This is a genomic window from Metabacillus dongyingensis, from assembly GCF_019933155.2.
GTDB lineage: Bacteria > Bacillota > Bacilli > Bacillales > Bacillaceae > Bacillus_P > Bacillus_P dongyingensis.
Window position 1 is genome coordinate 2,829,842 of record NZ_CP082944.1, and the last position, 25,854, is coordinate 2,855,695.

General features: G+C 39.5%; 32 protein-coding genes. 8 read left to right on the forward strand and 24 right to left on the reverse strand.

Annotated elements, in window-relative coordinates; translation table 11 throughout:
- Window positions 1-48 precede the first annotated feature (48 nt).
- The gene (locus K8L98_RS14010) at window positions 49-204 is read left to right on the forward strand and encodes a hypothetical protein (protein WP_223435553.1); all 156 of its coding nucleotides are present in this window, start codon (window positions 49-51) and stop codon (window positions 202-204) included.
- A gap of 453 nt (window positions 205-657) precedes the next feature.
- Here K8L98_RS14010 and K8L98_RS14015 read toward each other — a convergent pair whose 3' ends face one another.
- From K8L98_RS14015 to cdaS, 3 genes are all read right to left on the reverse strand, one after another.
- Window positions 658-1,854 carry an MFS transporter gene (locus tag K8L98_RS14015; RefSeq protein WP_223443439.1) on the reverse strand — a complete coding sequence of 399 codons (1,197 nt, stop codon included), beginning with the start codon at window positions 1,852-1,854 and terminating at the stop codon, window positions 658-660.
- Window positions 1,855-1,965: 111 nt separating this feature from the next.
- Window positions 1,966-3,300: an NCS2 family permease gene (locus tag K8L98_RS14020; RefSeq protein WP_223435554.1), complete on the reverse strand. Its 1,335-nt coding sequence runs from the start codon at window positions 3,298-3,300 to the stop codon at window positions 1,966-1,968.
- 126 nt (window positions 3,301-3,426) lie between these two features.
- Window positions 3,427-4,059, reverse strand: coding sequence for a sporulation-specific diadenylate cyclase CdaS (gene cdaS, locus K8L98_RS14025; RefSeq protein ID WP_420828789.1), 633 nt, complete (start codon window positions 4,057-4,059; stop codon window positions 3,427-3,429).
- 435 nt (window positions 4,060-4,494) lie between these two features.
- Here cdaS and K8L98_RS14030 point away from each other — a divergent pair, with 435 nt between their 5' ends.
- Window positions 4,495-5,862: an MATE family efflux transporter gene (locus K8L98_RS14030; protein WP_223435557.1), complete on the forward strand. Its 1,368-nt coding sequence runs from the start codon at window positions 4,495-4,497 to the stop codon at window positions 5,860-5,862.
- A 124-nt stretch (window positions 5,863-5,986) separates the two neighbouring features.
- Here the strand turns inward: K8L98_RS14030 and bshB2 are convergent, their stop codons facing one another.
- The 4 genes from bshB2 to rarD form a co-directional block, all read right to left on the reverse strand.
- Window positions 5,987-6,652, reverse strand: coding sequence for a bacillithiol biosynthesis deacetylase BshB2 (bshB2, locus tag K8L98_RS14035; protein WP_223435558.1), 666 nt, complete (start codon window positions 6,650-6,652; stop codon window positions 5,987-5,989).
- Window positions 6,653-6,667: 15 nt separating this feature from the next.
- Window positions 6,668-7,018 carry a YojF family protein gene (locus K8L98_RS14040; protein WP_223435560.1) on the reverse strand — a complete coding sequence of 117 codons (351 nt, stop codon included), beginning with the start codon at window positions 7,016-7,018 and terminating at the stop codon, window positions 6,668-6,670.
- Window positions 7,019-7,031: 13 nt separating this feature from the next.
- Window positions 7,032-7,304, reverse strand: coding sequence for a hypothetical protein (locus K8L98_RS14045; RefSeq protein WP_223435561.1), 273 nt, complete (start codon window positions 7,302-7,304; stop codon window positions 7,032-7,034).
- Window positions 7,305-7,394: 90 nt separating this feature from the next.
- Window positions 7,395-8,336, reverse strand: a complete 942-nt coding sequence (gene rarD, locus K8L98_RS14050) for an EamA family transporter RarD (protein WP_223435562.1) — start codon at window positions 8,334-8,336, stop codon at window positions 7,395-7,397.
- A 136-nt stretch (window positions 8,337-8,472) separates the two neighbouring features.
- Here rarD and K8L98_RS14055 point away from each other — a divergent pair, with 136 nt between their 5' ends.
- On the forward strand, window positions 8,473-8,949 hold the full coding sequence (locus K8L98_RS14055) for an Hsp20/alpha crystallin family protein (RefSeq protein ID WP_223435563.1): 477 nt from the start codon (window positions 8,473-8,475) through the stop codon (window positions 8,947-8,949).
- A gap of 191 nt (window positions 8,950-9,140) precedes the next feature.
- On the opposite strand, the gene K8L98_RS14060 is transcribed toward K8L98_RS14055, so the two are convergent.
- The 4 genes from K8L98_RS14060 to K8L98_RS14075 form a co-directional block, all read right to left on the reverse strand.
- Window positions 9,141-9,404: a hypothetical protein gene (locus K8L98_RS14060; protein ID WP_223435565.1), complete on the reverse strand. Its 264-nt coding sequence runs from the start codon at window positions 9,402-9,404 to the stop codon at window positions 9,141-9,143.
- 107 nt (window positions 9,405-9,511) lie between these two features.
- Window positions 9,512-9,874, reverse strand: coding sequence for a DUF2188 domain-containing protein (locus K8L98_RS14065; RefSeq protein ID WP_223435566.1), 363 nt, complete (start codon window positions 9,872-9,874; stop codon window positions 9,512-9,514).
- 584 nt (window positions 9,875-10,458) lie between these two features.
- Window positions 10,459-11,187, reverse strand: coding sequence for an SDR family NAD(P)-dependent oxidoreductase (locus K8L98_RS14070; RefSeq protein ID WP_223435567.1), 729 nt, complete (start codon window positions 11,185-11,187; stop codon window positions 10,459-10,461).
- The gene (locus K8L98_RS14075) at window positions 11,184-11,510 is read right to left on the reverse strand and encodes a winged helix-turn-helix transcriptional regulator (protein WP_223435568.1); all 327 of its coding nucleotides are present in this window, start codon (window positions 11,508-11,510) and stop codon (window positions 11,184-11,186) included. The genes K8L98_RS14070 and K8L98_RS14075 overlap by 4 nt, the downstream gene beginning before the upstream one ends.
- A gap of 150 nt (window positions 11,511-11,660) precedes the next feature.
- On the opposite strand from K8L98_RS14075, the gene K8L98_RS14080 reads away from it, so the two are divergent.
- Entirely contained in the window at window positions 11,661-12,284 is a 624-nt protein-coding gene (locus K8L98_RS14080) for a nitroreductase family protein (protein ID WP_223435569.1), read from the forward strand.
- 1,104 nt (window positions 12,285-13,388) lie between these two features.
- Here K8L98_RS14080 and K8L98_RS14085 read toward each other — a convergent pair.
- From K8L98_RS14085 to K8L98_RS14095, 3 genes are all read right to left on the reverse strand, one after another.
- Complete coding sequence (locus tag K8L98_RS14085; RefSeq protein WP_223435571.1) at window positions 13,389-13,994, reverse strand: alpha/beta hydrolase; 606 nt, start codon at window positions 13,992-13,994, stop codon at window positions 13,389-13,391.
- Window positions 13,995-14,076: 82 nt separating this feature from the next.
- Window positions 14,077-14,688 carry an NAD(P)H:quinone oxidoreductase gene (gene wrbA, locus K8L98_RS14090; RefSeq protein ID WP_223435572.1) on the reverse strand — a complete coding sequence of 204 codons (612 nt, stop codon included), beginning with the start codon at window positions 14,686-14,688 and terminating at the stop codon, window positions 14,077-14,079.
- A 218-nt stretch (window positions 14,689-14,906) separates the two neighbouring features.
- Window positions 14,907-16,313, reverse strand: coding sequence for a S41 family peptidase (locus K8L98_RS14095; RefSeq protein ID WP_223435574.1), 1,407 nt, complete (start codon window positions 16,311-16,313; stop codon window positions 14,907-14,909).
- A 225-nt stretch (window positions 16,314-16,538) separates the two neighbouring features.
- Between K8L98_RS14095 and K8L98_RS14100 the strand changes: the two genes are divergently transcribed.
- Together K8L98_RS14100 and K8L98_RS14105 are read left to right on the forward strand one after the other, a co-directional pair.
- Window positions 16,539-17,234: a class I SAM-dependent methyltransferase gene (locus K8L98_RS14100; RefSeq protein WP_223435576.1), complete on the forward strand. Its 696-nt coding sequence runs from the start codon at window positions 16,539-16,541 to the stop codon at window positions 17,232-17,234.
- 82 nt (window positions 17,235-17,316) lie between these two features.
- Entirely contained in the window at window positions 17,317-17,580 is a 264-nt protein-coding gene (locus tag K8L98_RS14105) for a hypothetical protein (RefSeq protein WP_223435578.1), read from the forward strand.
- Between the two features lie 36 nt (window positions 17,581-17,616).
- Here the strand turns inward: K8L98_RS14105 and K8L98_RS14110 are convergent, their stop codons facing one another.
- From K8L98_RS14110 to deoD, 3 genes are all read right to left on the reverse strand, one after another.
- Window positions 17,617-18,141, reverse strand: coding sequence for a mismatch-specific DNA-glycosylase (locus tag K8L98_RS14110; protein ID WP_223435580.1), 525 nt, complete (start codon window positions 18,139-18,141; stop codon window positions 17,617-17,619).
- On the reverse strand, window positions 18,141-18,929 hold the full coding sequence (locus K8L98_RS14115) for a M15 family metallopeptidase (RefSeq protein WP_420828868.1): 789 nt from the start codon (window positions 18,927-18,929) through the stop codon (window positions 18,141-18,143). The genes K8L98_RS14110 and K8L98_RS14115 overlap by 1 nt, the downstream gene beginning before the upstream one ends.
- A 180-nt stretch (window positions 18,930-19,109) precedes the next feature.
- Window positions 19,110-19,811, reverse strand: coding sequence for a purine-nucleoside phosphorylase (gene deoD, locus K8L98_RS14120; RefSeq protein WP_133310723.1), 702 nt, complete (start codon window positions 19,809-19,811; stop codon window positions 19,110-19,112).
- A gap of 181 nt (window positions 19,812-19,992) precedes the next feature.
- Between deoD and K8L98_RS14125 the strand changes: the two genes are divergently transcribed.
- Window positions 19,993-20,136, forward strand: coding sequence for a hypothetical protein (locus tag K8L98_RS14125; RefSeq protein WP_165970898.1), 144 nt, complete (start codon window positions 19,993-19,995; stop codon window positions 20,134-20,136).
- A gap of 38 nt (window positions 20,137-20,174) precedes the next feature.
- Here K8L98_RS14125 and K8L98_RS14130 read toward each other — a convergent pair whose 3' ends face one another.
- From K8L98_RS14130 to K8L98_RS14140, 3 genes are all read right to left on the reverse strand, one after another.
- Window positions 20,175-20,489, reverse strand: a complete 315-nt coding sequence (locus K8L98_RS14130; protein WP_223435582.1) for a hypothetical protein — start codon at window positions 20,487-20,489, stop codon at window positions 20,175-20,177.
- A gap of 61 nt (window positions 20,490-20,550) precedes the next feature.
- Entirely contained in the window at window positions 20,551-21,171 is a 621-nt protein-coding gene (locus K8L98_RS14135) for a phosphatase PAP2 family protein (protein ID WP_223435583.1), read from the reverse strand.
- Between the two features lie 24 nt (window positions 21,172-21,195).
- Window positions 21,196-21,339 carry a hypothetical protein gene (locus K8L98_RS14140; protein ID WP_223435585.1) on the reverse strand — a complete coding sequence of 48 codons (144 nt, stop codon included), beginning with the start codon at window positions 21,337-21,339 and terminating at the stop codon, window positions 21,196-21,198.
- A gap of 128 nt (window positions 21,340-21,467) precedes the next feature.
- Here K8L98_RS14140 and K8L98_RS14145 point away from each other — a divergent pair, with 128 nt between their 5' ends.
- Entirely contained in the window at window positions 21,468-22,262 is a 795-nt protein-coding gene (locus K8L98_RS14145) for a glycerophosphodiester phosphodiesterase (protein WP_223435586.1), read from the forward strand.
- A 77-nt stretch (window positions 22,263-22,339) separates the two neighbouring features.
- On the opposite strand, the gene K8L98_RS14150 is transcribed toward K8L98_RS14145, so the two are convergent.
- The 4 genes from K8L98_RS14150 to K8L98_RS14165 form a co-directional block, all read right to left on the reverse strand.
- Window positions 22,340-23,209, reverse strand: a complete 870-nt coding sequence (locus tag K8L98_RS14150; RefSeq protein WP_223435587.1) for a sulfite exporter TauE/SafE family protein — start codon at window positions 23,207-23,209, stop codon at window positions 22,340-22,342.
- 177 nt (window positions 23,210-23,386) lie between these two features.
- Window positions 23,387-24,427, reverse strand: a complete 1,041-nt coding sequence (locus K8L98_RS14155; RefSeq protein ID WP_223435589.1) for a class I SAM-dependent methyltransferase — start codon at window positions 24,425-24,427, stop codon at window positions 23,387-23,389.
- Window positions 24,428-25,140: 713 nt separating this feature from the next.
- Window positions 25,141-25,362, reverse strand: coding sequence for a hypothetical protein (locus K8L98_RS14160; RefSeq protein WP_223435590.1), 222 nt, complete (start codon window positions 25,360-25,362; stop codon window positions 25,141-25,143).
- A 104-nt stretch (window positions 25,363-25,466) separates the two neighbouring features.
- Complete coding sequence (locus K8L98_RS14165; protein ID WP_223435591.1) at window positions 25,467-25,754, reverse strand: hypothetical protein; 288 nt, start codon at window positions 25,752-25,754, stop codon at window positions 25,467-25,469.
- Window positions 25,755-25,854: the final 100 nt, after the last annotated feature.

The window sequence follows — 25,854 nt, forward strand, 5'->3', positions numbered from 1 at the left end:
CCAACAAGGAAATCATATAGTATTAAAAAAGAAACTGGGTGTTTAAAGATGGCGAAGAGATATCGGGGTAAAACATTATTAAAAATGGCTTCAAGAGGCCGCGGCACTTGTCCAATATGCGGGACAACACGAATTAAACTGCTCTACCCAAAACTTCAGACAGATGGACAGAAGCTTACTGTATGCAAGAAATGCAGAGAATAAGAAAAGCGGGACCGACTGTTCAGACTCGGGCATCCCGAAAAGTCCGGGTCCGACTTTCCTGAGGGAAATTGTTCTGGTCAAAGGGATAGGAGGTGGCTCTGGACAATACAGAAAAGCAGAATCGTCCGTTCTGCTCCAAGTCAAAGGGCTATCCGGGATGGAATCCCCATTAAAGACACGATTACGGTGGACCATATCCTATTCATTTAGCCGAAATCGTTATTTTAATTGCCGAAATTCGATTTTTTCTGGCCAATTTCCCGTTTCTATTAGCGGTTTTAAGATTTATTCTGGCTTTTCATTTTTTTCGATTCAGCTGTTTTCTCGTTATAGCAGTTATAATCATTTGAATTAAGCGGAAAGGCTGATAGTTTGGCGCTGACCCCCGCTATTATTAGATATTAAAGAACAGAGAAACGCCGAACAAAAAAAGAGAGGGCTCTCCCCTCTCTTTTACTTGCTTTCACTTAAATTTCTTACTTCTGTTTTCTGAAAATACTTCATTCCATATAAAACGACCATCGTGAGCGATAATGTTCCAAAGATAAGCACCATGAACTGCAGACCGATTGTATCAAGGAACAGGCCCGTTCCGAGGAGAACCACCTGGAACATAACACGATCCAGCATATTTCTAAACGAAAAAAAACGGCCGTGATATTCTTTTGGAATCTTTGTTTGAAAGATGGTCGAGACAATCGGAAAAAAGCAGCCAACGCCAAGACCGAATACTCCAAATGAGATGAGCGACATCCACATGATATCACTAAAGAATAAGCTTAAATGTGCAATTGAAATTAATAGAGCAAAAGCAAAGAGCATGTGAACGGATGAAAAACGATGAGTAATTTTTTTTACAAAAAAAGCGCCGATCATAAATGCGATTCCTTCAACTGTGTAAAGGAGCCCTTTAATGGACGTGCTGTCCTGAAGCTCGCTTATGTTGATTACCATCAGATTAAATCCGCCGATAAACAAAACAGGAATGATTGTCAGGACTAGAGCTGTAATGGCAATGGGAGTCGCTTTTAATACAGGAAGAACTTCTTTAAAGCTGCCGGAGTTCCCCGATTTTGACTGCTCCCTCTTCTCTTCTTTAAAATCAAGCAGAAATGTTGCTCCAAAAAGAATGGCATATGCGGCCATGGACAGTGCATAAATCGATGTCAGACTCATAAAGACAAGCAGCGCACCGGCAAGTGCTGTGCCAAGCACTCTCGCCATGGTCGAAACATTCATATGGACCCCATTCATTTGTATTAAATCCTTGTCCTTTACAATAATAGGTATGACAGCCTGAAGTGCAGGAAAATAGAAGGCTGCAGATAATTGAATACTGATCATAAACAGAATCATAAAGAAAAGAGAATCAAATTGTATCGCCATAAACATAAAGACAACGCTGAGCATTCTTCCAAGACCCGAATAAATAAGCACGGTCTTTTTTGAGCAGCTGTCAATCATTCTGCCGGCAAGAGGACCGACAAGCACCCCTGCAAGCAGACCAATAAAGAGAATAAGAGATTTCATGAAATCAGATGGTACATTTTTTTGCATAAATTCCAGGTTTCCGATTATGCCAAACCATAAACCAAGCCCTGCAATAAATTCACCGCTGAGCACAATCCAGACATTTTTATTTTTCCACATGGCGTTGTCTCCATTTTCTGTTTTATTCACTATTTCTACTATAGCACCGCTGCAATTATTTCGCCTAGCGAAACTTTTTGCAGTCAAAAAAAAGCCCCTTTAAGGGACCCGCTAAATCATTGTATAGAAATTTATTAAAAAGGCTGCAGTAATGATATACATCATCCAGTGAAGTTCTTTTGTTCTCCCGGTAAAAACCTTTAATAATGTGTATGAGATAAAACCGAACGCTACACCTTCTGCAATACTGAATGTTAATGGCATCATAATGAAGGTTAAAAATGCCGGGATCAATTCGGTCAAATCATCAAAATGGATTTCCTTCAGTTCTGTCATCATAAATGCTCCAATGATTATTAAAACTGGAGCTGTCGCAGCGTTTGGGATGTATTGAATCAGAGGCGTAAATAAAAGAGTCAGCAAAAACAGCAGAGCAGCAAATACTGCTTTTAAGCCAGTTCTTCCTCCTTCCGCAATTCCGGTTGCATTTTCAATATAGGTATTCATGGCTGTACTTCCAAACACCGCACTGATCATTGTGCCGAGTGCTCCGGTCGTCAATGCACGTTTCATATTAGGTGTTTCGTCATTTTCATCATTCAGATTCGCTTTTTTTGTTAATCCGATCAAGGTAGCCAATGTATCAAATAATTCTACGATAGTAAATGAAAAGATGACTGAGAAAATACCATATCCGATCGCAGCCATAATATCAAGCTTCATAAACGTTAATTCAACTGATGGCCAGTCAAAGGAAATAATATCGTCTGGAGAATTTGGCACAGGCGAGTGGCCGATCAGCATGGACAATGCCGAAATGACAAAGATGCTTAAGATCAAACCGCCTCTAATATTTCTGGATACAAGCACAGATGCAAGGATCAATCCTAACAGCGCAAGCCATGTTCCCTGATCTGCAATGTTTCCGAGTGCAACGTAGGTTGCATCATCTGGAACAATGATGCCGCCGTTTTTAAGGCCGATAAAAGCAACAAATAATCCGATTCCTGCAGTAATAGAAGCTTTCAATGTTTTAGGAATAGCTGCGACAACTTTTGAACTGACTCCTGTAACAGATAATAGAAAGAAAACAAAACCTGAGATAAATACAGCCCCAAGAGCGGTTTCCCAAGATAATCCCTGGCCAAGGACGACGGTATATGTAAAAAAGGCATTTAACCCCATTCCCGGTCCAATGACAATCGGCAGGTTTGCCCACAACCCCATTAATAGTGTTGTTATGACAATAGCTAAAATTGTACCTGCAAGTGCTGCTTCCTTTGGCATCCCAGCTTCAGATAAGATAATCGGGTTAACAAGGATGATGTAGCTGACCGTCATAAATGTTGTCAGGGCCGCAATAAATTCCGTTTTCACTGTTGTTTGCCGTTCATCTAAACGGAAAAACGAGTTTAAAAACGAAAGCAGGTTTTTCTTGTCTTGCATTTGTTCTTCCTCCTCATAAATAGAAGAGCGCTGTCTTATCATGCTGATGGCTGAAGCAAATAATGAAGGCATAGCTCATATAGTAAAAACTACATTATAAATGATTTTTTTTAATATGAGAAGCTTTTATTCAGAGCTGAACGGATACAGCCCGCCATTTATGGCAAATGACATCTTCCCCGTTTCTTCTGATACGACAAGCGCTATTGCATCTGTTGATTCTGTTATGCCAATAGCAGCGCGGTGCCTTGTACCAATCTTGGCATCTGCGGTTTTAGTAGAAAGCGGAAGGACATTTGCTGCAGAAATGATTTTAGTACCGGAAACAAGCACAGCTCCATCATGCAGAGAATTCCCAGGATAGAAAATACTTTCAAGCAATGACGCAGATAAATAAGCATCAATCGGCACACCGTTTTTAAGAAAAGAGACAAGTTGGTCGTTTCTCTCTATCACAATCAAACCTCCGTGTTTTTGAGCAGACAGATGCTGAATGACTTTTGAGAGTATGGCATAATGCGGAGTGTACTCTGATAAATAAGACTGCAAGTAAAAGGATGACGCCTGCGACTGCAGCTGCTGAAAAATCTTATGCAGATCTTCAAGCTCACAAAGCAGACAATGGTCTTTCTCTTGTAGAGAATTCATAAGCTGCATAGATTCATCAATGATGTTTCCCAGCTGGTCATAAATGAGTTTTTTAATAGGATCCATTATTTCTTTTTTCAAAGACTTTCTGCTCCTCTCCCTGTATAACATCGCTTATTTTATTGTTTGAAAAATCTCTGCATTCCATGCAATAATTTTCCATCTGAGGTTCATACTACTAGAAAATCGGAAGTTCTTGGTCAGCTTCGAAAGGTAAATAAGGTTCCGATTTGAAAACTTTTTTGACGGTGCCAGACAAAGGAGTTATGCGCTGGAGCTGAACATCACAGCGCAATATTTTCATACTTAAGCTATGTCTTAAAATAGCAGCTTTGATCCAGCTGCGATATGGAGGTTTGATTCATGACGACAGTTAAAATTTTTCAATACCTTTTTTCAGGATTAGGTGTAATGATTTTAAGTTATTTTTATTATCAAATGTTTAAGCCCGAGAAAAAAGAGCTTGAGGAGAAGTCGAAATAGTCACGGGATCCATTTTTCATGTTATAATTCTTTCGTTACTCTAAGAAAACGAGGATATTTAACATGAAACAAACCTTTACTCTTTGGGAGAAAGGCAAGCAATTTTCTCTCATCCTTTTGCCGATTTTGATTACACAGCTCTCACTTTATTCAATGAATTTTTTTGATACGACCATGTCAGGAAAAGTAAGCCCCGGAGATCTTGCAGGTGTAGCAATTGGATCAAGTATCTGGGTGCCTGTCTATACGGGACTAAGCGGTATCCTGCTTGCAGTTACTCCGATTGTTTCACAGTATGTTGGTGCAAAACAGAAGGAGAAAATCCCTTATACAGTTATTCAAGGCTTGTACCTTTCTGTATTGTTGTCAATTATAGTGGGAGTTATCGGTATTTTTGTCATTGATCCAATATTAAATTCAATGTCACTGGAGGACCATGTCAGAGAGACGGCTAAATTTTATCTGGCTGCTTTGGCTTTTGGAATTTTGCCTCTCTTTGCATATAATGTTTTGCGCTGTTTTATTGATGCTCTTGGATTTACGAGAATATCAATGTTCATCACATTATTATCTCTGCCCATCAATGTTGTATTTAATTATTTATTTATTTTTGGGAAGTTCGGTTTTCCTGCTCTTGGCGGTGTAGGATCTGGTGTTGCTTCAACTATTACATACTGGTGTATTTTTCTGATCTCCGCTTTTGTCATAGTGAAAAAGCAGCCTTTTGTGGACTATGGTATTTTTAAGAAATTGTACAGCGCTTCAGCAAAAGCCTGGCTTAGTCTATTAAAAATCGGAATCCCTATAGGAATCGCAATATTCTTTGAAACCAGCATTTTTGCAGCCGTTACCTTATTAATGAGCAATTACGATACGGTCACGATTGCCTCCCATCAAATCGCCATTAACTTTGCCTCTCTTCTGTATATGCTTCCGCTGAGTATTTCAATGGCGCTAACGATTGTCGTCGGATTTGAAGTTGGAGCGAAACGATACAGGGATGCAAAGCAGTACAGTTATTTAGGGATTGTCATGGCTGTTATCCTGTCGCTTATTACCGCAGCGGTTATCTATTTCTTAAGAAATGAAATTGCAGCGATCTATACGAATGAAGACATTGTAATAAAACTCTCGGCACAGTTTTTGATTTATGCGATTTTCTTTCAGCTCTCAGATGCAATTGCCGCCCCTATTCAAGGAGCGCTGCGTGGCTATAAAGATGTAAATGTCACCTTGTTGATGGCGCTTGTTTCTTACTGGGTTATAGGACTTCCAACAGGATATTTGCTTGCAAACAATACGTCTTTTATGGCTTTCGGATACTGGATTGGCTTGATAGCGGGCCTTGCCGCTGCCGCATTAGCGCTGTCTTCAAGGCTGTGGTTTATTCAAAATAAGGTTTATACGCTTAGTGAAAAACAAAAAGGATAAACCTATAATATTAAGAAAGATGATCTCAAATATACAGAGGTCATCTTTTTTATAGCGTATTTCAGGCATAAAAAAACGAGTGACTTCTCACTCGTTTTTTATGATCGCAACAGCTTCTCGTTGATCAGTCATTCCAATTATAAGTCCAGAAAATCTCCTGCTCCACCCAATGCATGACTTCTGGGTCTTTGTTTTTGAACTTTTCTTCCATTTGCTTAAGCATTCCTTCTGTCTGGCTGCGATGAGCGCGCAATGCATTTAATTTCATTTCGGCTACGCTTGAGATATCAATTGTGACATCGTGCTCGCCAAGCACCTCTTCCCGGTTTCTTGTGATGGCAACACAGTAAGTCTCAGGGCGGTCTTCAGACGGCATTCTGCTTAATGCGCGAATGGTTGCAGCACCGGTAGCATCATGATCAGGATGAACGCCATGTCCAGGGTAAAACGTGACAACAAGGGTAGGCTTCACTTCTTGAATGATTTCTTCAATAATATCTGCAAAACGGTCGATGTCTTCAAATTCAAGTGTTTTGTCACGCAGACCAAGCATTCTTAAATCCTGAACATCAAGGGCATCACATGCATCTCTTAGTTCTTTTTTACGGATTTCGGGCAGGATCTCCCGATTGGCAAACAAAGGATTTCCCATGTTTCTTCCCATCTGGCCAAGTGTTGCGCAAGCATAGGTAACAGGAATTCCTTCTTTACGTTTTAATGACATTAAACCCCCAACTCCAAATGACTCGTCATCCGGGTGAGGCAGAACAACTAATACATGCTCTCTCATTTTCATTCTCCCTTTCTACTCAGCAAACGGAGTCTCGCTGATTTGAAGCGCAATGGCAAGCTTTCCTTCGCGGTCATGCCCTGCCATCAGCAGCTGATTCTTTTCATTGTACACCCAGTCTGTAAGGCCTTCTGCATAAATCCACCCGTGATCTATTTTGAGTCCGACACGGTAAGGACCCTGTCCGGTGATTTTTGCCTGGTTAAAGGAAACTTTTGCATTTCTGATAAAAGCCACAACTGTCATATTATTTTCATTCATGTGGGCAGAATAAGCGCCTGTCGTCGTTTCCAGGTGAACATAAACTTCCTTATTCACCAGAACGTCTAAATGTTTCTGAATATCATCTTTCGTAATGGGGACCATCTTCCTGCTCCTTTTATGTAGATTGTTTGATTTCTTCATACACTTTTATATGCAGGTCAATCAAGGACATCTTTTCCTGATTGCCGAGTGTGGACATTGAAATCCGTTTGACTGCTGAAAAAAACTTCTGCTCTGTATTTTTCCGCAGGCGCGGATGCGTCATTTCATCCTGCAGATCAATTTTAATGGCGCCGAGAAGTGTCTGCATGTCATCACCACTGACCTCAAGCTGCCGATTTGACCAAAGCTTCCGGTATACCTCTAAAAGCTTGCGGTTCTCCGTCATCTCCTGTCATCATCCCTTTCCTGACTCTCTTATTGTATACTGAAAAATCATTTCAATGAAAGAAAAAAGCCTTACACAAGGCAGGCTGTTTTACATTTCCATCGTTTTCTTTTTTTTCAGCTTCCATGCATTTTCCTTCATTCCTCTTACGTGTGAAAAGGAGAAAAGCACAAGTGCACTCCAAATTAAGGAAAACGTAATGATTTCTGTACTAGTAAACGATTCATTATAAATTAAAACTCCAAGTAAGAGGGTGATGGTTGGTGCGATATATTGCAGAATTCCAACCATAAATAACGGAATATGCTGTGCTCCTTTTGCAAACAGCAGCAATGGAACCGCCGTTACGATTCCCGCTCCGATTAAGAATGCATTCGTTCCTAAACTCCATTCAAAAAATGCTGACTCTCCCTTATTTGCAATCACTGCTAAATAAATCAGGGCAACAGGCATGACCATCATTGTCTCCAGTGTAAGCCCAATTGAAGCATTTAATTTGGTTACTTTTTTGGTTAAACCGTAAAAACCAAAGCTCATTGCAAGAATGATCGCTACAAATGGAAACCTGCCATATTGCATCGTCATGAAAAGAACACCCGCCGCAGCAAGGATAAATGAAGCATATTGCCATTTATTGAGCCGTTCTTTTAAAAACACCATACCAAGGAGAACGCTGATTAAAGGATTAATATAATACCCTAAGCTCGTTTCCAGGATATGATCATTATTTACAGCCCATATGTAAAGGAACCAGTTAATGCTGATCAGAACCGATGACAGGATTAGTGAAACCAGGAGCAGAGGTTTTTTCAGCATTCTTTTGCAAACTTCCAGCAGCTGGTCCCACTGTTTATTAATTTGTATCAGGCTCATCATAAAAAGGAATGACCAAAACACTCGGTGTGCCAGGATTTCTTCAGCCCCGACTTGATCGATCAGCTTCCAATAAACCGGAAGGATACCCCATAAAAAATAGGCTAATGCTGTGTGCATCAGGCCTGTGCGATATATATCTGGATTTCTTTGCTCCATTTTACAGCACCATCCTTTTCAAAACTCCATGCTCATTATAATCCCGATACAAGGTTTTCTACAAGAAAAAAAACTTAACCAAGACCCACCCTTATACATATAGTGAATTATAAATGCAAAAAAGGGCGTGAAAATCATGTTTCCCTGGAAAAAAAACTTTCCATTTAATCAATCCGGACAAATGTCTGATCATTTTAAAAATATGAACCCTAAAAATGTTGAAGACTATATTCAAAATGTCATGGGAAATGTTTTCGGCGAGGGCTTTCCCCAGCAGTTTCCTTTTCAGGGCAATATGGCAGGAAATATGGCGGATCACACCAAACATACTCCTGCAAATCAGGGCAGTACAGAGCTGTTTGAAACGAACGACCACATCTTCGTCAAAGTGCAGACTTCAGAAGAACAGCTTGAAAATCTTCGAATACAGCACAGCAGCAATCAGCTTTTCATTTTGAACTTCCCTTCAATGGGTGAACAGAAAAAACTCGTCCTTCCTTCCCTAGTTAAGCGTAAAGGTACAAAAGCATCTTACCGGAATGGAATTCTTGAAATAAAATTTCATAAGAATGAGGACCTGCAAATATCCGAGATTGAAATCACTCAAAATTAACAGACTGTGTGGAATTTTGGCATCTTATGTGCTGAAATCTGTAATTTATAAACCGATTTGTATTTAATCTACCTGTTTCCATCATTCATCTATTTGTAAATTTATCTATCCAAATAATAGATTTATTACAAAACAATGGACCAGAGAGCCTGCTCTGGTCCATTTCTATTATGCTTTTTATATTGTTCTTTTTAATACGGACCTCCTTGATATGGTCCTACTTGATATGGTCCTCCCGGATAACCAGGATAACCGCCTGCTCCAGGTCCTGAGTAGCCTCCATAAAATGGAGCCGGCGGTGGCGGCGGATAATAATAAGGTCTTGGATAGTTAAAAAGGGCACTTCCAAGAAATCCTCCCAATAAACCTCCTACAAACGGAGCTCCAAATCCGAAAAAGAAAGGTCCTCTATTTCCTGCGCTGCGGTAGCCTCGTGCTGCATAGTGCGGGTACATGCATTCCCCTCCTCCATAAATCACTTACCTTATAAGGGTATTCACCTAAAAAGTTTTGGAGTGGGCGAATATCTTGAGAAAAATGAATTTAGTGAAAAAGCATTCCTCTATTCATTTATTTTGCTTTCAACTGAGCCGTCTTTCAAATGGACAACAAGCGTGCAATTATTTTTCTTCACAAGCTCTCTTCCCTTTTCAAGTGCCTCCTGTTTTGTCTCAAATCGATAACTTGCACGTTTATTTCCCTCTTTTCTCAGCATCCATCCGTCTTCATCTGACAACAAGAGATATTCATCTTTAACCGTGTCATTGTCTGCCCATTTTTCTGCCTGTGAAACGGCAATCGGAATGGCCCGCCCCTCTTCATATCCATCATCTAGCAAGGCATTTCCGATCTCAATTGCTTTTTCACGGGTTTCATCAGGAAGGTTTTTCATTGAATTTGGGTAATCTTGTTTTGTCCAAGGCATTTCAACTCATTCCTTTCAAGGTTATTTATTCGTTCTTTACCCCGGATATATGAATTCAAACGAAATTTTGAAGATATCAGAAACAGAAAATACCATGCAAACGCTTGAATGATGATTCCTTTTTTGGGAAAATTCAGGAGAAACTAGAAGCGTATTCTTACTAGAGACCTTAAACCGCTTTCCCCATTCAAGCGGCAGGCCGCCATCCCCCTCCAGGTCATGACATAAATAATCATGATTGTTAACATGCAGTATATAGTCATAAATCAAAGTTAGAGTATTTCGCTCACCATCGAAAATGAATCCCTTTATTCACATTCATTTTCTTTTTCCCCCTGATTTCCCGATTTTTAATTCCGGCAGCGATAAACTTTGCGCACATAATGACCACCGAGATTGATGCATCTGTCAAATCTTCAATTCCGTTATGTAAAAACCTGGCCTGCAAGGAGGATAACGACAGCAGTTAGTGAGTACTTAGAGACTATCTATAATATCTAATTATACTTATCGCATATCCTCCTCTTTTTAAATACGAATGATAAAATTTTTACAAAAAAAGACTGCCTATTGGCAGGCAGTCTTTAATGTTCATATATCATTTTTCTTGTCATCCCGCCATCTACGACAATATTTGACCCTGTTACAAAATCGTTTTCAGGATCTGTTAAATAAAAACAGGCTTTGGCAATATCAGCAGGAGTGCCTACACGTTTTGATAGATGCTGATCATGATCGACCTGTCTCAGGTTCTCATAATCCTTTGTTTCAATCCAACCAGGTGAAATGCTGTTCACTTTGATCCGCTCTTCACTAAAGGAAGCGGCAAGCGCATGGGTCAGTGCAACAATTCCGCCTTTTGTAGCGGCATAAGCCTCTGATCCCGGCTCTGACATCGATGCCCGTGTAGAAGCGATATTTACAATAAAACCGCCGGCAGAATTCTTTCTCATCACCTTCGCTGCCTCTTTTGAACAAAAGAACGTGCTTCTTAAATTCGTGTTAATAACATCGTCCCAATCCTCCAATGTAAGCTCAAATGGGGATTTAAATCTGGACACTCCCGCGTTATTAATTAAAATATCGATCCTGCCGGTTGTACGTTCTGCTTCTTGAATGAACTGTTTAATGTCTTGAACATTTCTTACATCCGTTTCAACGAAATGAGAATTTTCATAATTGCTTTCAATGCTTTTTCCCTTTTTCACATCGATATCTGCAAAAATAACCTTATCGCCTATAGCCGCATACTGCTTGACCAGTTCTTCTCCTATCCCGTTGGCACCGCCTGTGATGATGACAGTTCGGTTCATTCTTTTTTATCCTCCTCAAAGCAATAACGATCCGCCCATTCTTTCACTTCTTTCATTACTTTTTCTAAAGAACGGCCCATTTCTGTGAGCTGATATGTGACCTTTACTGGTGTTTCAGGAATGACAACCCGCTGTACAATACCCGCCGATTCCAATTCTTTCAATCGTTCGACAAGCATTTTTTGGCTAATACTAGGAATGGTATCTGTTAAATCCTTAAATCGCTTAGGTCCGTCTAACATGACATTGATGATCAAACCTGTCCATCTTTTCCCTAAAAATCCGAATGCTTTTTCCATTTTGGGACATAAATTTGATTCCATCCTGAATCTCCTTTACCGTCTTTTTTCTTGACATATAATCTTAATCATTTTATGATAAAAAAATCAATCTAACTTACGAAAAGTTAGCCTGTAACTTTTTGTATATTATAACTTATTTGTAAACGATATTCAACAATGGAGGTTTTACACATGTCAACAGCTACATCAGAAAGTATCTTGTCTATTATGTCTGAACGCAGCTCTGTGCGCAAATATGACCCATCTGCAAAAATCAGCAAAGATGAACTCAGAGAAATTCTTGAGATTACTGGAAAGGCCCCATCTGCATGGAACCTTCAGCACTGGAACTTCATGGTTTTCCATAGTAATGAGTCTAAAGAAAGACTTCTTCCTATTGCTTATAACCAAAGCCAAATTACTGAAGCCTCTGCAGTAGTTGCCATTTTAGGGGATCTTGAAGCAAATAAGAATACAGATCAAGTTTATAATCCTCTTGTAGAAGCAGGTTTTATGAAAGAAGAAATTAAAGAAACACTTGCAGGCCAAATCAATGGCGCTTATCAAAATCCGATTTACGCCCGCGATGCAGCTTTCAGTAATGCCTCACTTGCAGCTATGCAGCTTATGCTTGCTGCAAAAGCTAAAGGTTTTGATACATGCGCAATAGGCGGTTTCAATGCTCAGCAGCTGTCTGAAACATTTAAAATTGATGATCGCTATGTACCAGTTATGCTTATCTCTATCGGAAAAGCAGCTAAACCGGCACACCAAAGCTCACGCATCAGCATCGAAGAATTGAGCACATTTTTATAATTAGCAGACCGGCAAAGGAAAATCTTTGCCGGTTTTTGTTTTATTAAAACCTTTGGAGGGAAATTAACGTTTGGTAAATTGAAAAGTGATCGAAGAGACCAACTTCCCTTTTGTACCGCAAAAGCGCCTGCTATTAGTTAAGAGGAATCATTCGTTCTCTTTGAGTATCCAAATCCAGGTTTGTGCCTGTAAAAAGGAATCATTCGCTCTCTTTGAGTATCCAAATCCGGGATTGTGCCTGTTTAGAGGAATCATACGCTCTCTTTGAGTATCCAATTCCAGGATTGTGCCTGTTTAGAGGAATCATACACTCTCTTTGAGTATCCAAATCCAGGATTGTGCCTGTTTAGAGGAATCATACACTCTCTATGAGTATCCAATTTCAGGATTGTCCCTGTTTAGAGGAATTATACACTCTCTACGAGTATTCAATTTCAGGATTGTCCCTGTTTAGAGGAATTATACACTCTCTATGAGTATCCAATTTCAGGATTGTCCCTGTTTAGAGGAATCATACACTCTCTATGAGTATCCAATTCCAGGATTGTCCCTGTTAAGAGGAATCATTCGCTCTCTATGAGTATCCAAATCCAGGATTGTGCCTCTATATAGGAATCATACACTCTCTATGAGTATCCAATTCCAGGATTGTGCCTGTAAAAAGGAATCATTCGCTCTCTTTGAGTATCCAAATCCGGGATTGTGTCTGTTAAGAGGAATCATACACTCTCTATGAGTATCCAATTCCAGGATTGTGCCTGTTTAGAGGAATCATACACTCTCTATGAGTATCCAAATCCGGGATTGTGCCTGTTAAGAGGAATCATACACTCTCTATGAGTATCCAATTCCAGGATTGTCCCTGTTTAGAGGAATCATTCGTTCTCTTTGAGTATCCAAATCCAGGATTGTGCCTGTTTAGAGGAATCATACGCAATCATTGAGTATCCAATTCCAGGGTTGTGCCCGTCAGACTTTAATGTCCGGGTTTGACTCTTATGGCGGATCTGTTCTGGCGATGGAGCCAGACACCGCGATACGGAACTGCATAAACAAGTTCATCAAAAAGGAGTGCCGACCCGGCACTCCTTTTTGATGCATAACTTATCTTAAATTTAAATCATACCAAGCAGCTGCAGCCTCTACCTCAGATGAAGTCAGCTGATGACCATGGTTTTCCCAGTGGATGACTACTTCCCCATTGGCTGCTTTCAGGATGTCTGCGAGATCACGCGTTTCTTGAGGCAGGCAGATGGGGTCATTCATGCCTGCACCAATGAAAATCGGTGTTCCGCTTAGTGATGGGATTTCAATATTTCTTCTCGGTACCATTGGATGATGAAGAATGGCCGCCTTCAAAGAGTTTTCATAATGGAAAAGCAAGCTTCCTGCAATATTGGCACCATTCGAATAGCCGACTGCAACAAGTTCTGAACGGTCAAAAGAATACTTTTCAGCAGCTTCTGTTAAAAAGTCATTTAATTCACCTGTTCGGAAAATCAGGTCCTCTTCATCAAATACGCCCTCTGCCAATCTTTTGAAAAAGCGGGGCATTCCATGTTCGAGAACGTTTCCTCTTACACTTAAAATATTGGCATCTGCATCAATATGTTTAGCGAGCGGAATGAGATCATTTTCATCCCCTCCAGTTCCATGCAGCAGCAGTAATGTTCGATTGCGGTTCTTGCCTTTTTCAAAAATGTGTTTCATGATTATTCGCTCCTATTTTGAAATCAAAAGGTTTGGCATGTAAGCCAAACCCTTTTTTTATTTTCATTAACCTTTTTTCGGGTTATTGCATGCCTTTTTTAATGGATTCTGCAACAGTAACAGTTCGTTTAGCCTGATGCTTCACGGCTGCTTCAACATTTTCTTTTAAATTACCGTCCTGATCTGCTGTAACAGAGGTACCGTACGGATTTCCTCCTGCTTCAAATAAAGACTGGTCGGTATATCCAGGTGCGGCAACAATTGCTCCCCAGTGATACATCGTTGTGTATAAGCTCAAGATTGTTGCTTCCTGGCCTCCGTGGGGATTGCTTGCAGAAGCCATGGCACTGACTACTTTATTGGCAAGCTTTCCTTGAAACCAGAGTCCGCCGGTTGTATCAAGAAATTGCTTCATTTGTGCAGGAACATTACCAAATCGAGTCGGGACACTGAAAATGATGGCATCTGCCCATTCCAGGTCATTTAATGTAACTTCAGGAACATCTTTTGTCGCTTCAAGGTGCGCTTTCCATGCAGGATTAGAATCAATCGCTGTTTGCGGTGCAAGCTCAGGAACTTTAAGCACTTTTACCTCAGCGCCAGCTTCTTTTGCTCCAGCTTCAGCCCAAGCCGCAAGCTTGTGGTTTGTACCTGTAGAACTGTAGTAAATGACAGCTAATTTTACATTTGACATTTCCGATCTCTCCTCGTGTAATGTACGATAATTTTCGAGAACAACTATCTTCAATCCATATATCTCGAATTCAAATTAATTATAAGTTGTCCCAATTTGAAAGTCAACTCATAAGCTGTTGCTTTATCATTATTACTATACCCTTCCGATTAAAGAAGAAACTCCTTATTATGGAAAAAAGCGCAGACAATAAAGTCTGCGCTTTTAAATCATTTTTTTCACTGCATTTGTTCATTCAATACTTTGATAGCTTCTTCCATCTGAGTATCATTTTCCTTCAGCTGTGCCTGCAGCGTTTCAAGCATTTTAATCGTTGTTTCTCCACTGATCGTTCCAGTAGATTTCAGGCTGTACTTTGCTTGAAATTGTGTAACAGCATTTTTTGTTGTTTCTTCATAAAATCCATCAGTTTTTACATTTTTATAGCCTAATGCCTTAAGCATTTGCTGAGCTACTTTCACTTCAGCAGATGAATCTCCCTGCTTTAATTCTTTATCTGGATTTAAGTATGGAAGATTTGCGTATGCCGGAAGAGTTGCTTTATGCTGCGGTTCGATTCCTTTTTTATGAATCCATGATCCGTCAGGCGTCAGCCATTTCGCGATCGTGTATTTAATCGAGGATCCGTCTTCAAAGCTTTTGGCTGTTTGGATCGTCCCTTTCCCAAACGTTTTTTCTCCGACAATCGGAATACCGGCAGATTGATTCAAAGCACCGGCCATAATTTCTGCAGCACTTGCTGTTCCATTATCTACAACAACGACAACTGGAACATTCACGGCAGAATCATTTTGAGATTTTTGAACTTCTTTTGAGCCATCTTTGTTTTCGATTTGCATGATGGTTTTTCCTTTAGGGACGAAAATATCACTCATTGCAATCGCCTGATCAAGCAGACCGCCAGGATTTTGTCTTAAATCTAGTACAAGCCCCTTCACTTCCTGATCATTCAGCTTATTTAAAGCATCAGCAAGTTCTTTGCCGGTCGTTTCTGAAAACTTTGTAATCTGAACCTTGCCAATTCCGTTTTCAACCTCAGTATAAACAGTTTCTAAAGGTATGGTATCCCTTGTCAGATTAAAATCGAGCTCTCCGACACCGTCACGTTCTATAACGAGCTGAACCTTTGAACCTTTTTCCCCGCGGATCAGCATAACCGCTTCGTTGACTGTCATTCCTTCAACGCTTTTGTCATCGACTTTCAGAATTTTGTCTTTTGGCTTAAGTCCGGCCTTTTCAGCAGGTGAACCTTTAATAGGAGAAACAATCATAATTTTCCCGTCAGACTCTTGAACCTCAGCCCCGATTCCTTCAAAAGATGATGAAATATTCTCATTGAAGCCCTTTGCTTCCTCCTGATCCATATAAGTTGAATACGGATCATCCAAAGATTGAAGCATTCCTTTAATTGCACCGTCTACAAGTTTTTCCTGATTTGTATCCTGATAAAATTCGCCTTTAAGCGTGTCGTATGTAGAATAAAGCTTTTCAAAGGGGTCATCGCTTTTCCCCTGCGCCTGCCTCAGGCCGCTGTCTTTCTGAACGACCGCAAACGTAATACCTGCGCTAATGATGGCAGTTAAAAGGATTGCAAACAGAAATTTCACATTGTTATTTTTAAACAAATTAACACCACCCTCATTATGTAATCATTATGAGTAACGAAAACAAAAACGTCAACTAAAAACACAGCGAATCCCAGGTCCTTCAAACAGTATTTACTATATAACTGAAACCATTCTCGGTGTATTAAAATTCAATTTCATTTAATGATTTTCGGACAAATTGGAGATTCAACTTCACAGGAAGATGGAAATCCGCATAATTTAGTTTGAAAGGAGTTCATGCAAATGCCTGGCTATCTTGATTTACTTGCACAACTTGGAGTTGGCGGCGCCCATCCAGGCGGCTTTATGCTGACAAAGGAGATCATCGAACTTGAAATAATTCCTGAATCAGCATCCATTCTTGACGCTGGCTGCGGAACCGGCCAAACCTTACAATTTCTAAAATCGCTTAATTACAATGTGACAGGTTTAGATATTGACCCCATTATGCTTATAAAAGCTAAAAACAGATTAAAAGAGGATAAATGCCTTGTACAAGGATCAGTCGAAAACCTTCCATTCAAAGATAAACAATTTGATTTCATTTTTTGTGAGTCTGTTTTGAGCTTTACAGATTCTGTTCAGTCATTGAGAGAACTGTACCGGGTAATGAAAGATAACGGTGTTCTGCTTGCGATTGAAGTGACGGGTACAGATCAGCCTGACCTCAAACTAAAGGAAAAAATTCAGTCATTTTACGGGTTTCACCATCTATTTAACGAAGAGGAGTGGAAGTCCGCAATAAAATCAGCAGGCTTTCAGAAAATTGAAGTCCGCACAGAAGAAGACTTTATTATCGAAGAAGATGAACCGACAACAGAGTTTGATATGTCAGATAATCTTGAGCCCGTTTATTTTGACATGCTTGCTGAGCACGAAAAACTCCGTGAAGCCTATCATCTCGCTGTTCAATTCCGCATTTTCAGATGTGTGAAATAAAGAGTATCGGGGTATTCGTACAAACCCTTCTCCCTTATTTTTCATAGATTATGAAGAAGCAGGTTGAAGGGAGGAAAAAAATTTGTCGCAAAATTATTATAACCTTTGCTGTCAGTACCATGGTAAAGTTGTCCGCATCAGTGACCGATTTGGAAATCAGCATGTTGGCAGAATTACAAATGTAACTCGGCAAAAGGTCTATATACAGCCTTTAGGAGGACGCGGGCGCGGCGGTTTCGGCATGGGATTTTACGGCGGCTACGGCGGCTATGGCTATGGTTATCCTTATGGAATCGGCTTAGCGTTTGTAACTGGCGTGATTTTAGGCGGTTTGCTGTTCTGGTAGGTAAATGAATGAACATAAAAAGCAGTCTTTTCACTATTAAATGAAAGACTGCTTTTCTTTGATCAAATTAGCTAAACCTTTATAGATGGCAACAATTTCATCCTGCTTCATTCTCACCAGTCCGCTTGAAGAAGGGGCAGTGAATTCCATAACTCCTGAAGCTACTGAATCGGGCTGCAGACCCCAATCTGCTTTCTGTTTTCCGCTATAGGATAAATAAACACCTTTCCCGACGAAGCAGGCTATTTTCGGCTGATAAAACGTCAGCTTATTCAAAAGCACTTTTTTGCCTTCACGATATTCTTCAGCTGTTATTTCCGCAGCAGACTTCGTTGGCCTGTCGACGATATTCGTAAAACCAAATCCTTTTTCAAGAAGCTTGAAATCTTCATTTGGTGAATAAAGCCTGTCCGTTATTCCTGCTTGAGAAAGAATTCTCCAAAAACGATTGCTTTTACTTGCATAATGATGCATGACTTCAGCTGAATACAAACTCGGATTAAACCCGATGAAGATGACATCCAGGTCATGTTTCAACAGATCAAGATCAGGATGACGCATTACATTTTCTTCGCTTTATCAAAAAATTCTTCAAGTGTCAGATCGTTTTCATAGATTTCCGCTGCTTCATTTACTCCTACATAGCGCAAATGCCAAGGCTCATATGCAAACTGTGTAATATCTTCTTTTCCTTTTTGATAGCGGATAATAAAGCCGAATTTATGAGCATTTTCCTTAACCCATTTTCCTTCTGGAGTATCTCCGAATTTCTCGGTTATATCCATATCGGCACTTCTGCTTGTAATATCCATAGCCAGGCCGGTCTGATGCTCGCTTTGACCAGGAAGAGCAACTGTTTCAAGTGCCACTTCATCGCCTTTACGTGCTTTCTCAACATTTAAAATGCCGGTTTGACGTTCATACGACCTGTATCCGGATACGGCAAATAGCTCAATCCCTTCTTTTGTTGCCTGTGCAAACATTTTTTCAAGGGCAATGGCTGCTTCTTTACGAATGTAACGCTGCGGTACATCTGTATCTCCAAATGAAAACGCCACCTTTGGAGCAACAAGGTCAGCTGGCTCATATGCAGAAGGAAGTGAATATTCCTTATTCACGAGCACCATTCGATTCTCGGGATTTGTAATTGTCGGCTTTCCATTGACTTCTTGAATCTTGTTGAAAAATTGCTCCTCTAATTGGAAAAGAGCGGTATCTTCTTTTGGCTTTTCTTCCGCAGGACTCTGTTTTTCCTGCTGAGTTTCAGATTGGCCTTCTTTAAATGGATTAAGATCCTTTGACAGCTGCATTCCGGTGCATGCCGAAAGTAAAAACGTCATGGGAATCATAGTCATTACTGTTGCTTTTTTTAAGTTCAAAATTTGTTCACCCTACCTGCCTTTATGTCTTTCATGCTTTCATTTTATCACTATTGCCTAAAATGAGAAAAACTATATCTGTCAATTGTGCCAGATCTTGTCGAAAAAAAGAGAAAACGCACGAAAAAATTTTCATGCGTTTTCTCTTTTTTATTTAATTGCTGCCTCTAATGCAATTTCCATCATTTCATTAAACGTCGTTTGACGTTCTTCAGATGTTGTTTCTTCGCCAGTTAAAATGTGATCGCTTACTGTCAGAACGGATAATGCCTGACGTCCGAATTTAGCTGCAAGCGTATAGAGTGCTGCTGATTCCATTTCAATTGCAAGGACACCGTATTTTGCCCATTTCTCAAGCTCAGAGTTGTCATTGTAGAACATATCTGCAGTAAAGACGTTTCCGACTTTCAGTTTTAATCCTTTTTCAGTTCCCGCATCATATGCGTGCTTCAGCAATTCAAAATCAGCAGTTGGCGCGTAATCTACACCGCCGAACGTCATTCTGTTCATTTGTGAATCGGTTGACGCACTCATCGCCAGAATTACGTCTCTTACTTTAACGTCCTGCTGAATGGCACCGCACGTTCCAACACGGATTAATTTTTGAACATTATAGCTTTGCATAAGCTCATTTACATAGATCGCAATTGATGGAACACCCATGCCTGTACCCTGTACAGAGATGCGATGGCCTTTATAAGTTCCGGTAAATCCAAGCATCCCGCGTACTTCGTTATAGCATACTGCATCTTCTAAAAACGTTTCTGCTATATATTTAGCTCTAAGCGGATCTCCAGGCAATAGAATGGATTCTGCAATTTCGTTCGGTTTTGCTCCAATGTGAACACTCATCGTTCATTCCTCCAGTTATATGTATAAAAAGGTGCTTTTTCAATATACCATAATCAGCATTCAAAAATCTTTTCTCCTTCTACATTTTCCGATTTAACCTGTATCTTATACATGAAAATTATTAACTGTAGTGAAAATCGATCTGAATGTAGAAAATATAGAGGACAAGGAGGGGTTAATTTTGGGCAAAAAACACCGCAATCGCATCAATGGGCAAAAAAAGAATAACCACATCCCGCCCGAAGCAATTGAAGCTGAAGAAAATGCTCACGGCAAAGAAGAAACTTCAGCCAAACGAAAAAATGGGCCTGGCCATAACTTATAAAATAAGAAAAGGCAGCGATGTCAGATCGCTGCCTTTCTTTATCTGACATGAACCCTGTTAATCTTCGCCCAGCCGCCAGATAACAGTTTGTAGTATGTTTGTCCACGTTTTACTTCGTCAATTAAAAGAATATCTCCAGTTGATATAAACCTCGCCTCATAATCATCCGGCACTCGGTCAGAAACGTTAAACATACAAAAAACATAATGAAGAGCTTCATTATGTCCTGAAGCCTTTATATTCAGACGGTATACTTGTTCATAGCCTTTTTCTTCACCATATTTAGGTGTTTGGAAGATGGTGATGTCGTAATTCTGGCACCTCTTTTTTACCGCAAAAAGACTTAACCCCATTTTACGATTCCCCCTTCAAAGTCGATACATTATGTATTAGAGGGCAAAAGGCAAATTTCCTTCATCTAAGATAGTCTAGTTTTGTCGATTTTATCATTTCGTATCCTTTTATAATGACGAGCAGCCAAACCATACCAGCTGAAAATCCGGCCAGAACATCTACTAAGTAATGCACGCCCAGATAGATTCTGCTCATGCCGATTAAGCCTATCAAAATAACTGTTATTCCGATCCACCATTTTCTGCTTCTTTGCTTTGATGATGTGAACGAAAGCACCAAATAACAAAGAAATCCATAAAAAGCAGTTGAATTCATTGCATGTCCGCTTGGAAAACTGTAATGCGCTGCATCGATAAGTGCATCAAAGGACGGTCTTTCCCTATGAAATAAATCCTTTAGCTCATCATTGATAAAGCGAATGGAATAGAAAGTTCCCCACAAAAATATGGCAGGCAAAAACTTTCTAAAAAGCAAAAGAACAATTGATGCGAAGATCATAATGGGAAATTCCACTTTGATTGACCCAATATCACTGACAGTGAGAAAAAAGAAATTAAAAGGCTCAGTCCGAAAATCCTCTGCACCTTTTACAACTGCATTATCCATCTGCTGTATGCCTTCCATTTGATAAAGTACAGCTAAAAAGATAAAAAGAAAAAGAAAAAGAGCTATTTTTTTCATTGAATCTCCTCCCCCCTGCCATCTTTATATTTTTTTATGTTTTTTTTGCTCTTTGTGCCCAGGAGCCGGTTTTGCTTTATGAGCAATCTCGCTTGAAAACTCTTCCTGATGCTTTGCAGGCTGTTTTTTCGCTTTCTGTTCTGCACTATTTTGATGTTTGTGTGCCATACTAGTTCCTCCTTCTGAAAAATTGTCACCCTTTTATTTTTTCAAAACTAAGGAAGAAACATTCACATAAACGCTTTGTCCATCATTGGCATATTATAGGACATAAGACTCTGATTCAGTCAGAAAGGATGATTCAACTGAAGTATCTGGTTGTCATTGTATTTTTGCTTACCTTTCTTGCCCATTATTTTCTGGCGGCTGATCCGCCATCCTTTAATGAAGAGCTTTTTATTGCACACCGCGGACTTTCCTCCATCGCTCCTGAAAATACGATGTCTTCGTTTAATCATGCTGCCCTTGAAGGATTTAATATGATTGAGCTTGATGTTCAAATGAGCAAGGACAAACATTTGGTTGTCATTCACGACATTACCCTGAAAAGAACCGCAGGCCTTGACAAAAAAATTTCAGATCTAACATTGAAGGAACTAAAAACTCTCGATGTTGGTGAATGGTATGACGAATCGTTTGCAGGCGAAAAAATCCCTACGTTAGATGAAGTTTTTATGAAATTTAAAGATCGCTATCATCTGCTCATTGATTTAAAACGCCCCTCTATATATCCAGGCATCGAAAAAGTCCTGACAGATAAAATATTGGACACATACTCTCCTCATGAATTTTCTATGCTCTCCATCCAATCAACTGAGCTTAAAAGCATCATGCTTCTGAATACATTCCTGCCCCAAATCAAAAAAGGACTTGTTATCTCTTCTCATATTACCTATCATCAGCTAAATGAGCTGGGAGCAAAGATTGATTTTATCACACTGCACAAACGGTGCCTGAATTATTATTTTTATCAGCAGGCCAAACGGGCAAAATTGACTCTGTATGTATGGGGCATACACAATAAATATGATTATAAAAATGTAAAAAGACTAGCTGTTGATGGGGTTGTGGTGGGGAAAAGGTTTGACTAGAAAACCAAGAACGTTCGTATTTCGGAGTTTAGGCGAAAATACGTACGTTCTTGGTTTGGCTTTTATAAAAAATCCGCTCAATAGGAACGGATTTTATTTCGGCGAGTTATAAAAGAAACTGCCATTTTCATATTAAGTAAACCTAAAAATAAAAACAGAATAATCATGCCCAAAACTTCAAAGCCAATCAATTTCATGCCTACGCTCATAGCTGTAAAACAATACAGCATGGCAAGAAGCAATTTCATCTCTGCATGTTCGTAATTGACTGTCATATAAGCTCCGGCCTGAGCACCTGCAAGGCCTCCCGCTATCAAAAAAGCGCCTGTCGATAAATCTATGGGAGATTTTATGAAATAAGTGATAAAGCCACTGCTGACAATAAATAATACACTGAGAAGGCTTGTCCCGATTGCGTCTTTAGGATTAAAACCGGATAACGAAATTAAGAGCGGCACGATGATAAATCCTCCGCCGACACCAAGCATAGTTGAGATAAATCCACCAATTGCTCCTGTAAGTACTAAAAGGACAATCGACCATTTTTTAATTGGTTTTACCACGATGCTCTTTTTTTTCTTTCTGAACAGCAAGCTCCAGGCAAAATAACTCAAAAGGAGAATAAAAGTAACGGGAATAACGGTTTTATCATATCCATTATTATTTAAGTAATAGACAAAAGGATTGGCTGCCTGAGTTGCTGCCACACCGCTTAGACCCATAATTACAGCTTCTTTCCATCTCAGGTTTTTCAATTTAAGATGAGCAATCATCCCCGAAAACGATGTTCCGATTGTATATAATAAACTGATTGTTATCGCAGTAATTGGTTCTGTATTCATCAGCAGCAAGACAGGGGTTAATATAAATCCGCCGCCGACACCGAAAAATCCGGATAAAATGCCAATCATAAGGCCTATTACGGCAAAAAGAAAGAAAATAAGCATCACACCTTAAGGCATATTTCAACTCATCTCTTATCTTATAGATACATGCTGTAAAAGAAAAGGTCATGCCTTATTGTCAGAATAAATATATTTCTCAGATGCATCTTTAAAATGGTCGCTAAAAAAAAAGCTGATGTCACAGCCTTTTCTAAGTATTCCACTTATTTTTCTCCTTTTTTAACGAGGTCTGGCAATAATTCCGTTATGAACTTTAATAAAACCATGCCTTAAAATATCGAAACCGTTTTCATAAATGTACATTCCCATTTGCTGAATCGTCATTAATTCTCTGTAGGTATGATTCATAACATCAGCCATGATCTGATAATATAATTTGGATTTCAACTGAGCCCTCGGTGTAGTTAAGATCGCATATCCCCCATCTTTTAAGAACTTTCTGTGCCAATCAATGGACTCAGGTTTTTGCTCATCAGGAAAATGTTCAATCATGCCAACGCTTATGACGATGTCAAATTCTTTTCCGAATGGAAGATTTCGAATATCTTCAACAAGGTACGTGATATTAAAATCGTTCTTATACCATACTTTTGGTGCACCAGTCACAGGGTTTTCACCTAAAAAAGGATAATGCTCAGGAAATTCGGCAAACCGGCCGTCTCGGCAAAAAACATCATAGTCCACCATGACAATTTCACCGCCTGGATACATGGCAGCAAGCTGCATCGCTTCATAGCCTTCGGCAGCACCTAAAAATAGAATTCTTGGCTTTGAAACATGCAGTCCCTCAAACAGCGCTCTTTTCCCCCGCGGATCCCAGATGCCATCTTCAATGCGGTGAATATAATTCCAAAGCCTGAGCTTCATTGATTTGCCGAGAACTTCTTTAACTACAGCAGGACGGAATGCAGCAAAATTTTTCTTCAGTTCTTCATTAAATGCATTCATTTCTTCTGGGACATCTTTAACAAACCATTCATGGAAGGATTTATTAAAATACTGCCATGATGTATGAACAGGCATGGACTTTTGATTTTCTTTTTCCCAGTCCTTTCGATCTTTTGCATATGTTTTGACTTCGTAAGGTTTTCCAACATCCTTCCACGTCAGCATCGACCAGTCCCGAACCAGATTTGTTGCAAAAAGCTCGCCTTTTTCTTCCTCTGTATAGGTGCGAAGATCAATTTTAAAGCTTTCAGATAAAGCTGTTTTTCCAATATCACTTTCCGTAAAAGGTCGTACCTCAGCTTCTGTTGGCATGGAAAACCTCCATATTTTCTGAATTTTAAATTAATTTTATCAACCCTTGTTCATATTAGCAATGCATATTTAATCACCGCAGAAAAAATAAATATATGAAATTCAATGAGAAACTGAGAAAAACAGAGAATACGAGAGATTTACACGTTGTAAACGCTTTATTTGCCTTAAAACAGATTATTCTGAATCTTTAATTATTGTAAAGATTTTGTTAAGATGAATTTACTCACTCATAGGAAGGCGTGATTCCAATGACGACGGTAAGCGAAGCATATCAGAATCACATCCAGTAAAAAATCAGCCCGTGAAAACTGATTTTGAGGTGTGTGGATATGCGGGGAAACGTGAATCTGACTAAGGGGATGATTCCAATGACGACGGTGAGCGAAGCATGCTAAGATCATGATGCAGATGAAAATAGCCCGTGAAACCTATTTTCGCAGCATGTGGGCATGCGGGAAAATCAAAGCAAAAGAATAAACTGATCGAATCCGTGCAAGACATTAATTGAAAGCAATCAATTGATTCAAAGCAGCGAATGGTTATTAGTAAGAAAGGAAAGAACAAAAAAGTGAATATGTTTGATTCAAGATAAGACGCTGTTTATGTTCTGTATACATAGACAGCGTTTTGTTTTGAGCTTATTTTTGTAAAAAGACGTTTCTTTTTTGTAAAAAGACGTTTCTTTATAGAAACGCCTTCAGCTTGATTATTCAGTTGCTTGCATTTTCTATAGACATATATTCTTCCTCTAAATATTGAAGGAATCGGTCTGCTGCATCATGCACCGGTCCATATTTCCCTGTATCTTGTATACGCTGTTTTGCAGCATCTATAAAAGGATAATAAGCTGCCTGAATTTCCAGGTCCTTGATTAATTGTTCCCGCGTTTTATCCAGTACTGTATACTTTCTAGTCCAAAGATTCTCACTCATAACCACTTTCAACCCTTCCCTTTTCACAAGAAGCGCGGAGCTCGCTTCGATTCTCTTTATGTATATAGTCCGTACGACATTAATCTGCGGTGTTTATTATAAGTTTAAACTGTTTCTAATAATACAGTAGACAAATAAGGAAACTTTTCAGCTGTTTCCCCGCCGAATTCCTCTGTAAGAGCTGCTGCAAGCATGCTTGAAACCGTTTCTTTTTTTTGAATATCAAATGTCACAATTTCATTGGCATTTAAACCGAATGTAAGGCCTGTATGTGTGTAGCCTATAAAAAAGCGGTCTGTCTGCAGACTGTTAATGACGTCTTCTTTCTCTAATCCGAGAGTGATTAAAGATAACTTTCCTTTTTCTGTGCCGATTTCAATTTCGTAGATCATGGCTGCATCCTCCTTAAATTGTAGTGCGTTAAAAATTTGTAATGTTCATGACAAATCATTTCAATTAATAAGTCAGAAATAAATTGTCTTTCTATACTAT

What these genes read in the sequence shown, in the direction of transcription:
- K8L98_RS14010 (WP_223435553.1), top strand. Translation starts at nt 49, where the DNA reads ATGGCGAAGAGATATCGGGGTAAAACATTATTAAAAATGGCTTCAAGA.
- K8L98_RS14015 (WP_223443439.1), bottom strand. Translation starts at nt 1,854, where the DNA reads ATGTGGAAAAATAAAAATGTCTGGATTGTGCTCAGCGGTGAATTTATT.
- K8L98_RS14020 (WP_223435554.1), bottom strand. Translation starts at nt 3,300, where the DNA reads ATGCAAGACAAGAAAAACCTGCTTTCGTTTTTAAACTCGTTTTTCCGT.
- cdaS (WP_420828789.1), bottom strand. Translation starts at nt 4,059, where the DNA reads ATGTTATACAGGGAGAGGAGCAGAAAGTCTTTGAAAAAAGAAATAATG.
- K8L98_RS14030 (WP_223435557.1), top strand. Translation starts at nt 4,495, where the DNA reads ATGAAACAAACCTTTACTCTTTGGGAGAAAGGCAAGCAATTTTCTCTC.
- bshB2 (WP_223435558.1), bottom strand. Translation starts at nt 6,652, where the DNA reads ATGAGAGAGCATGTATTAGTTGTTCTGCCTCACCCGGATGACGAGTCA.
- K8L98_RS14040 (WP_223435560.1), bottom strand. Translation starts at nt 7,018, where the DNA reads ATGGTCCCCATTACGAAAGATGATATTCAGAAACATTTAGACGTTCTG.
- K8L98_RS14045 (WP_223435561.1), bottom strand. Translation starts at nt 7,304, where the DNA reads ATGACGGAGAACCGCAAGCTTTTAGAGGTATACCGGAAGCTTTGGTCA.
- rarD (WP_223435562.1), bottom strand. Translation starts at nt 8,336, where the DNA reads ATGGAGCAAAGAAATCCAGATATATATCGCACAGGCCTGATGCACACA.
- K8L98_RS14055 (WP_223435563.1), top strand. Translation starts at nt 8,473, where the DNA reads ATGTTTCCCTGGAAAAAAAACTTTCCATTTAATCAATCCGGACAAATG.
- K8L98_RS14060 (WP_223435565.1), bottom strand. Translation starts at nt 9,404, where the DNA reads ATGTACCCGCACTATGCAGCACGAGGCTACCGCAGCGCAGGAAATAGA.
- K8L98_RS14065 (WP_223435566.1), bottom strand. Translation starts at nt 9,874, where the DNA reads ATGCCTTGGACAAAACAAGATTACCCAAATTCAATGAAAAACCTTCCT.
- K8L98_RS14070 (WP_223435567.1), bottom strand. Translation starts at nt 11,187, where the DNA reads ATGAACCGAACTGTCATCATCACAGGCGGTGCCAACGGGATAGGAGAA.
- K8L98_RS14075 (WP_223435568.1), bottom strand. Translation starts at nt 11,510, where the DNA reads ATGGAATCAAATTTATGTCCCAAAATGGAAAAAGCATTCGGATTTTTA.
- K8L98_RS14080 (WP_223435569.1), top strand. Translation starts at nt 11,661, where the DNA reads ATGTCAACAGCTACATCAGAAAGTATCTTGTCTATTATGTCTGAACGC.
- K8L98_RS14085 (WP_223435571.1), bottom strand. Translation starts at nt 13,994, where the DNA reads ATGAAACACATTTTTGAAAAAGGCAAGAACCGCAATCGAACATTACTG.
- wrbA (WP_223435572.1), bottom strand. Translation starts at nt 14,688, where the DNA reads ATGTCAAATGTAAAATTAGCTGTCATTTACTACAGTTCTACAGGTACA.
- K8L98_RS14100 (WP_223435576.1), top strand. Translation starts at nt 16,539, where the DNA reads ATGCCTGGCTATCTTGATTTACTTGCACAACTTGGAGTTGGCGGCGCC.
- K8L98_RS14110 (WP_223435580.1), bottom strand. Translation starts at nt 18,141, where the DNA reads ATGCGTCATCCTGATCTTGATCTGTTGAAACATGACCTGGATGTCATC.
- K8L98_RS14115 (WP_420828868.1), bottom strand. Translation starts at nt 18,929, where the DNA reads ATGATTCCCATGACGTTTTTACTTTCGGCATGCACCGGAATGCAGCTG.
- deoD (WP_133310723.1), bottom strand. Translation starts at nt 19,811, where the DNA reads ATGAGTGTTCACATTGGAGCAAAACCGAACGAAATTGCAGAATCCATT.
- K8L98_RS14130 (WP_223435582.1), bottom strand. Translation starts at nt 20,489, where the DNA reads ATGGGGTTAAGTCTTTTTGCGGTAAAAAAGAGGTGCCAGAATTACGAC.
- K8L98_RS14135 (WP_223435583.1), bottom strand. Translation starts at nt 21,171, where the DNA reads ATGAAAAAAATAGCTCTTTTTCTTTTTCTTTTTATCTTTTTAGCTGTA.
- K8L98_RS14140 (WP_223435585.1), bottom strand. Translation starts at nt 21,339, where the DNA reads ATGGCACACAAACATCAAAATAGTGCAGAACAGAAAGCGAAAAAACAG.
- K8L98_RS14145 (WP_223435586.1), top strand. Translation starts at nt 21,468, where the DNA reads ATGATTCAACTGAAGTATCTGGTTGTCATTGTATTTTTGCTTACCTTT.
- K8L98_RS14150 (WP_223435587.1), bottom strand. Translation starts at nt 23,209, where the DNA reads ATGCTTATTTTCTTTCTTTTTGCCGTAATAGGCCTTATGATTGGCATT.
- K8L98_RS14155 (WP_223435589.1), bottom strand. Translation starts at nt 24,427, where the DNA reads ATGCCAACAGAAGCTGAGGTACGACCTTTTACGGAAAGTGATATTGGA.
- K8L98_RS14160 (WP_223435590.1), bottom strand. Translation starts at nt 25,362, where the DNA reads ATGAGTGAGAATCTTTGGACTAGAAAGTATACAGTACTGGATAAAACG.
- K8L98_RS14165 (WP_223435591.1), bottom strand. Translation starts at nt 25,754, where the DNA reads ATGATCTACGAAATTGAAATCGGCACAGAAAAAGGAAAGTTATCTTTA.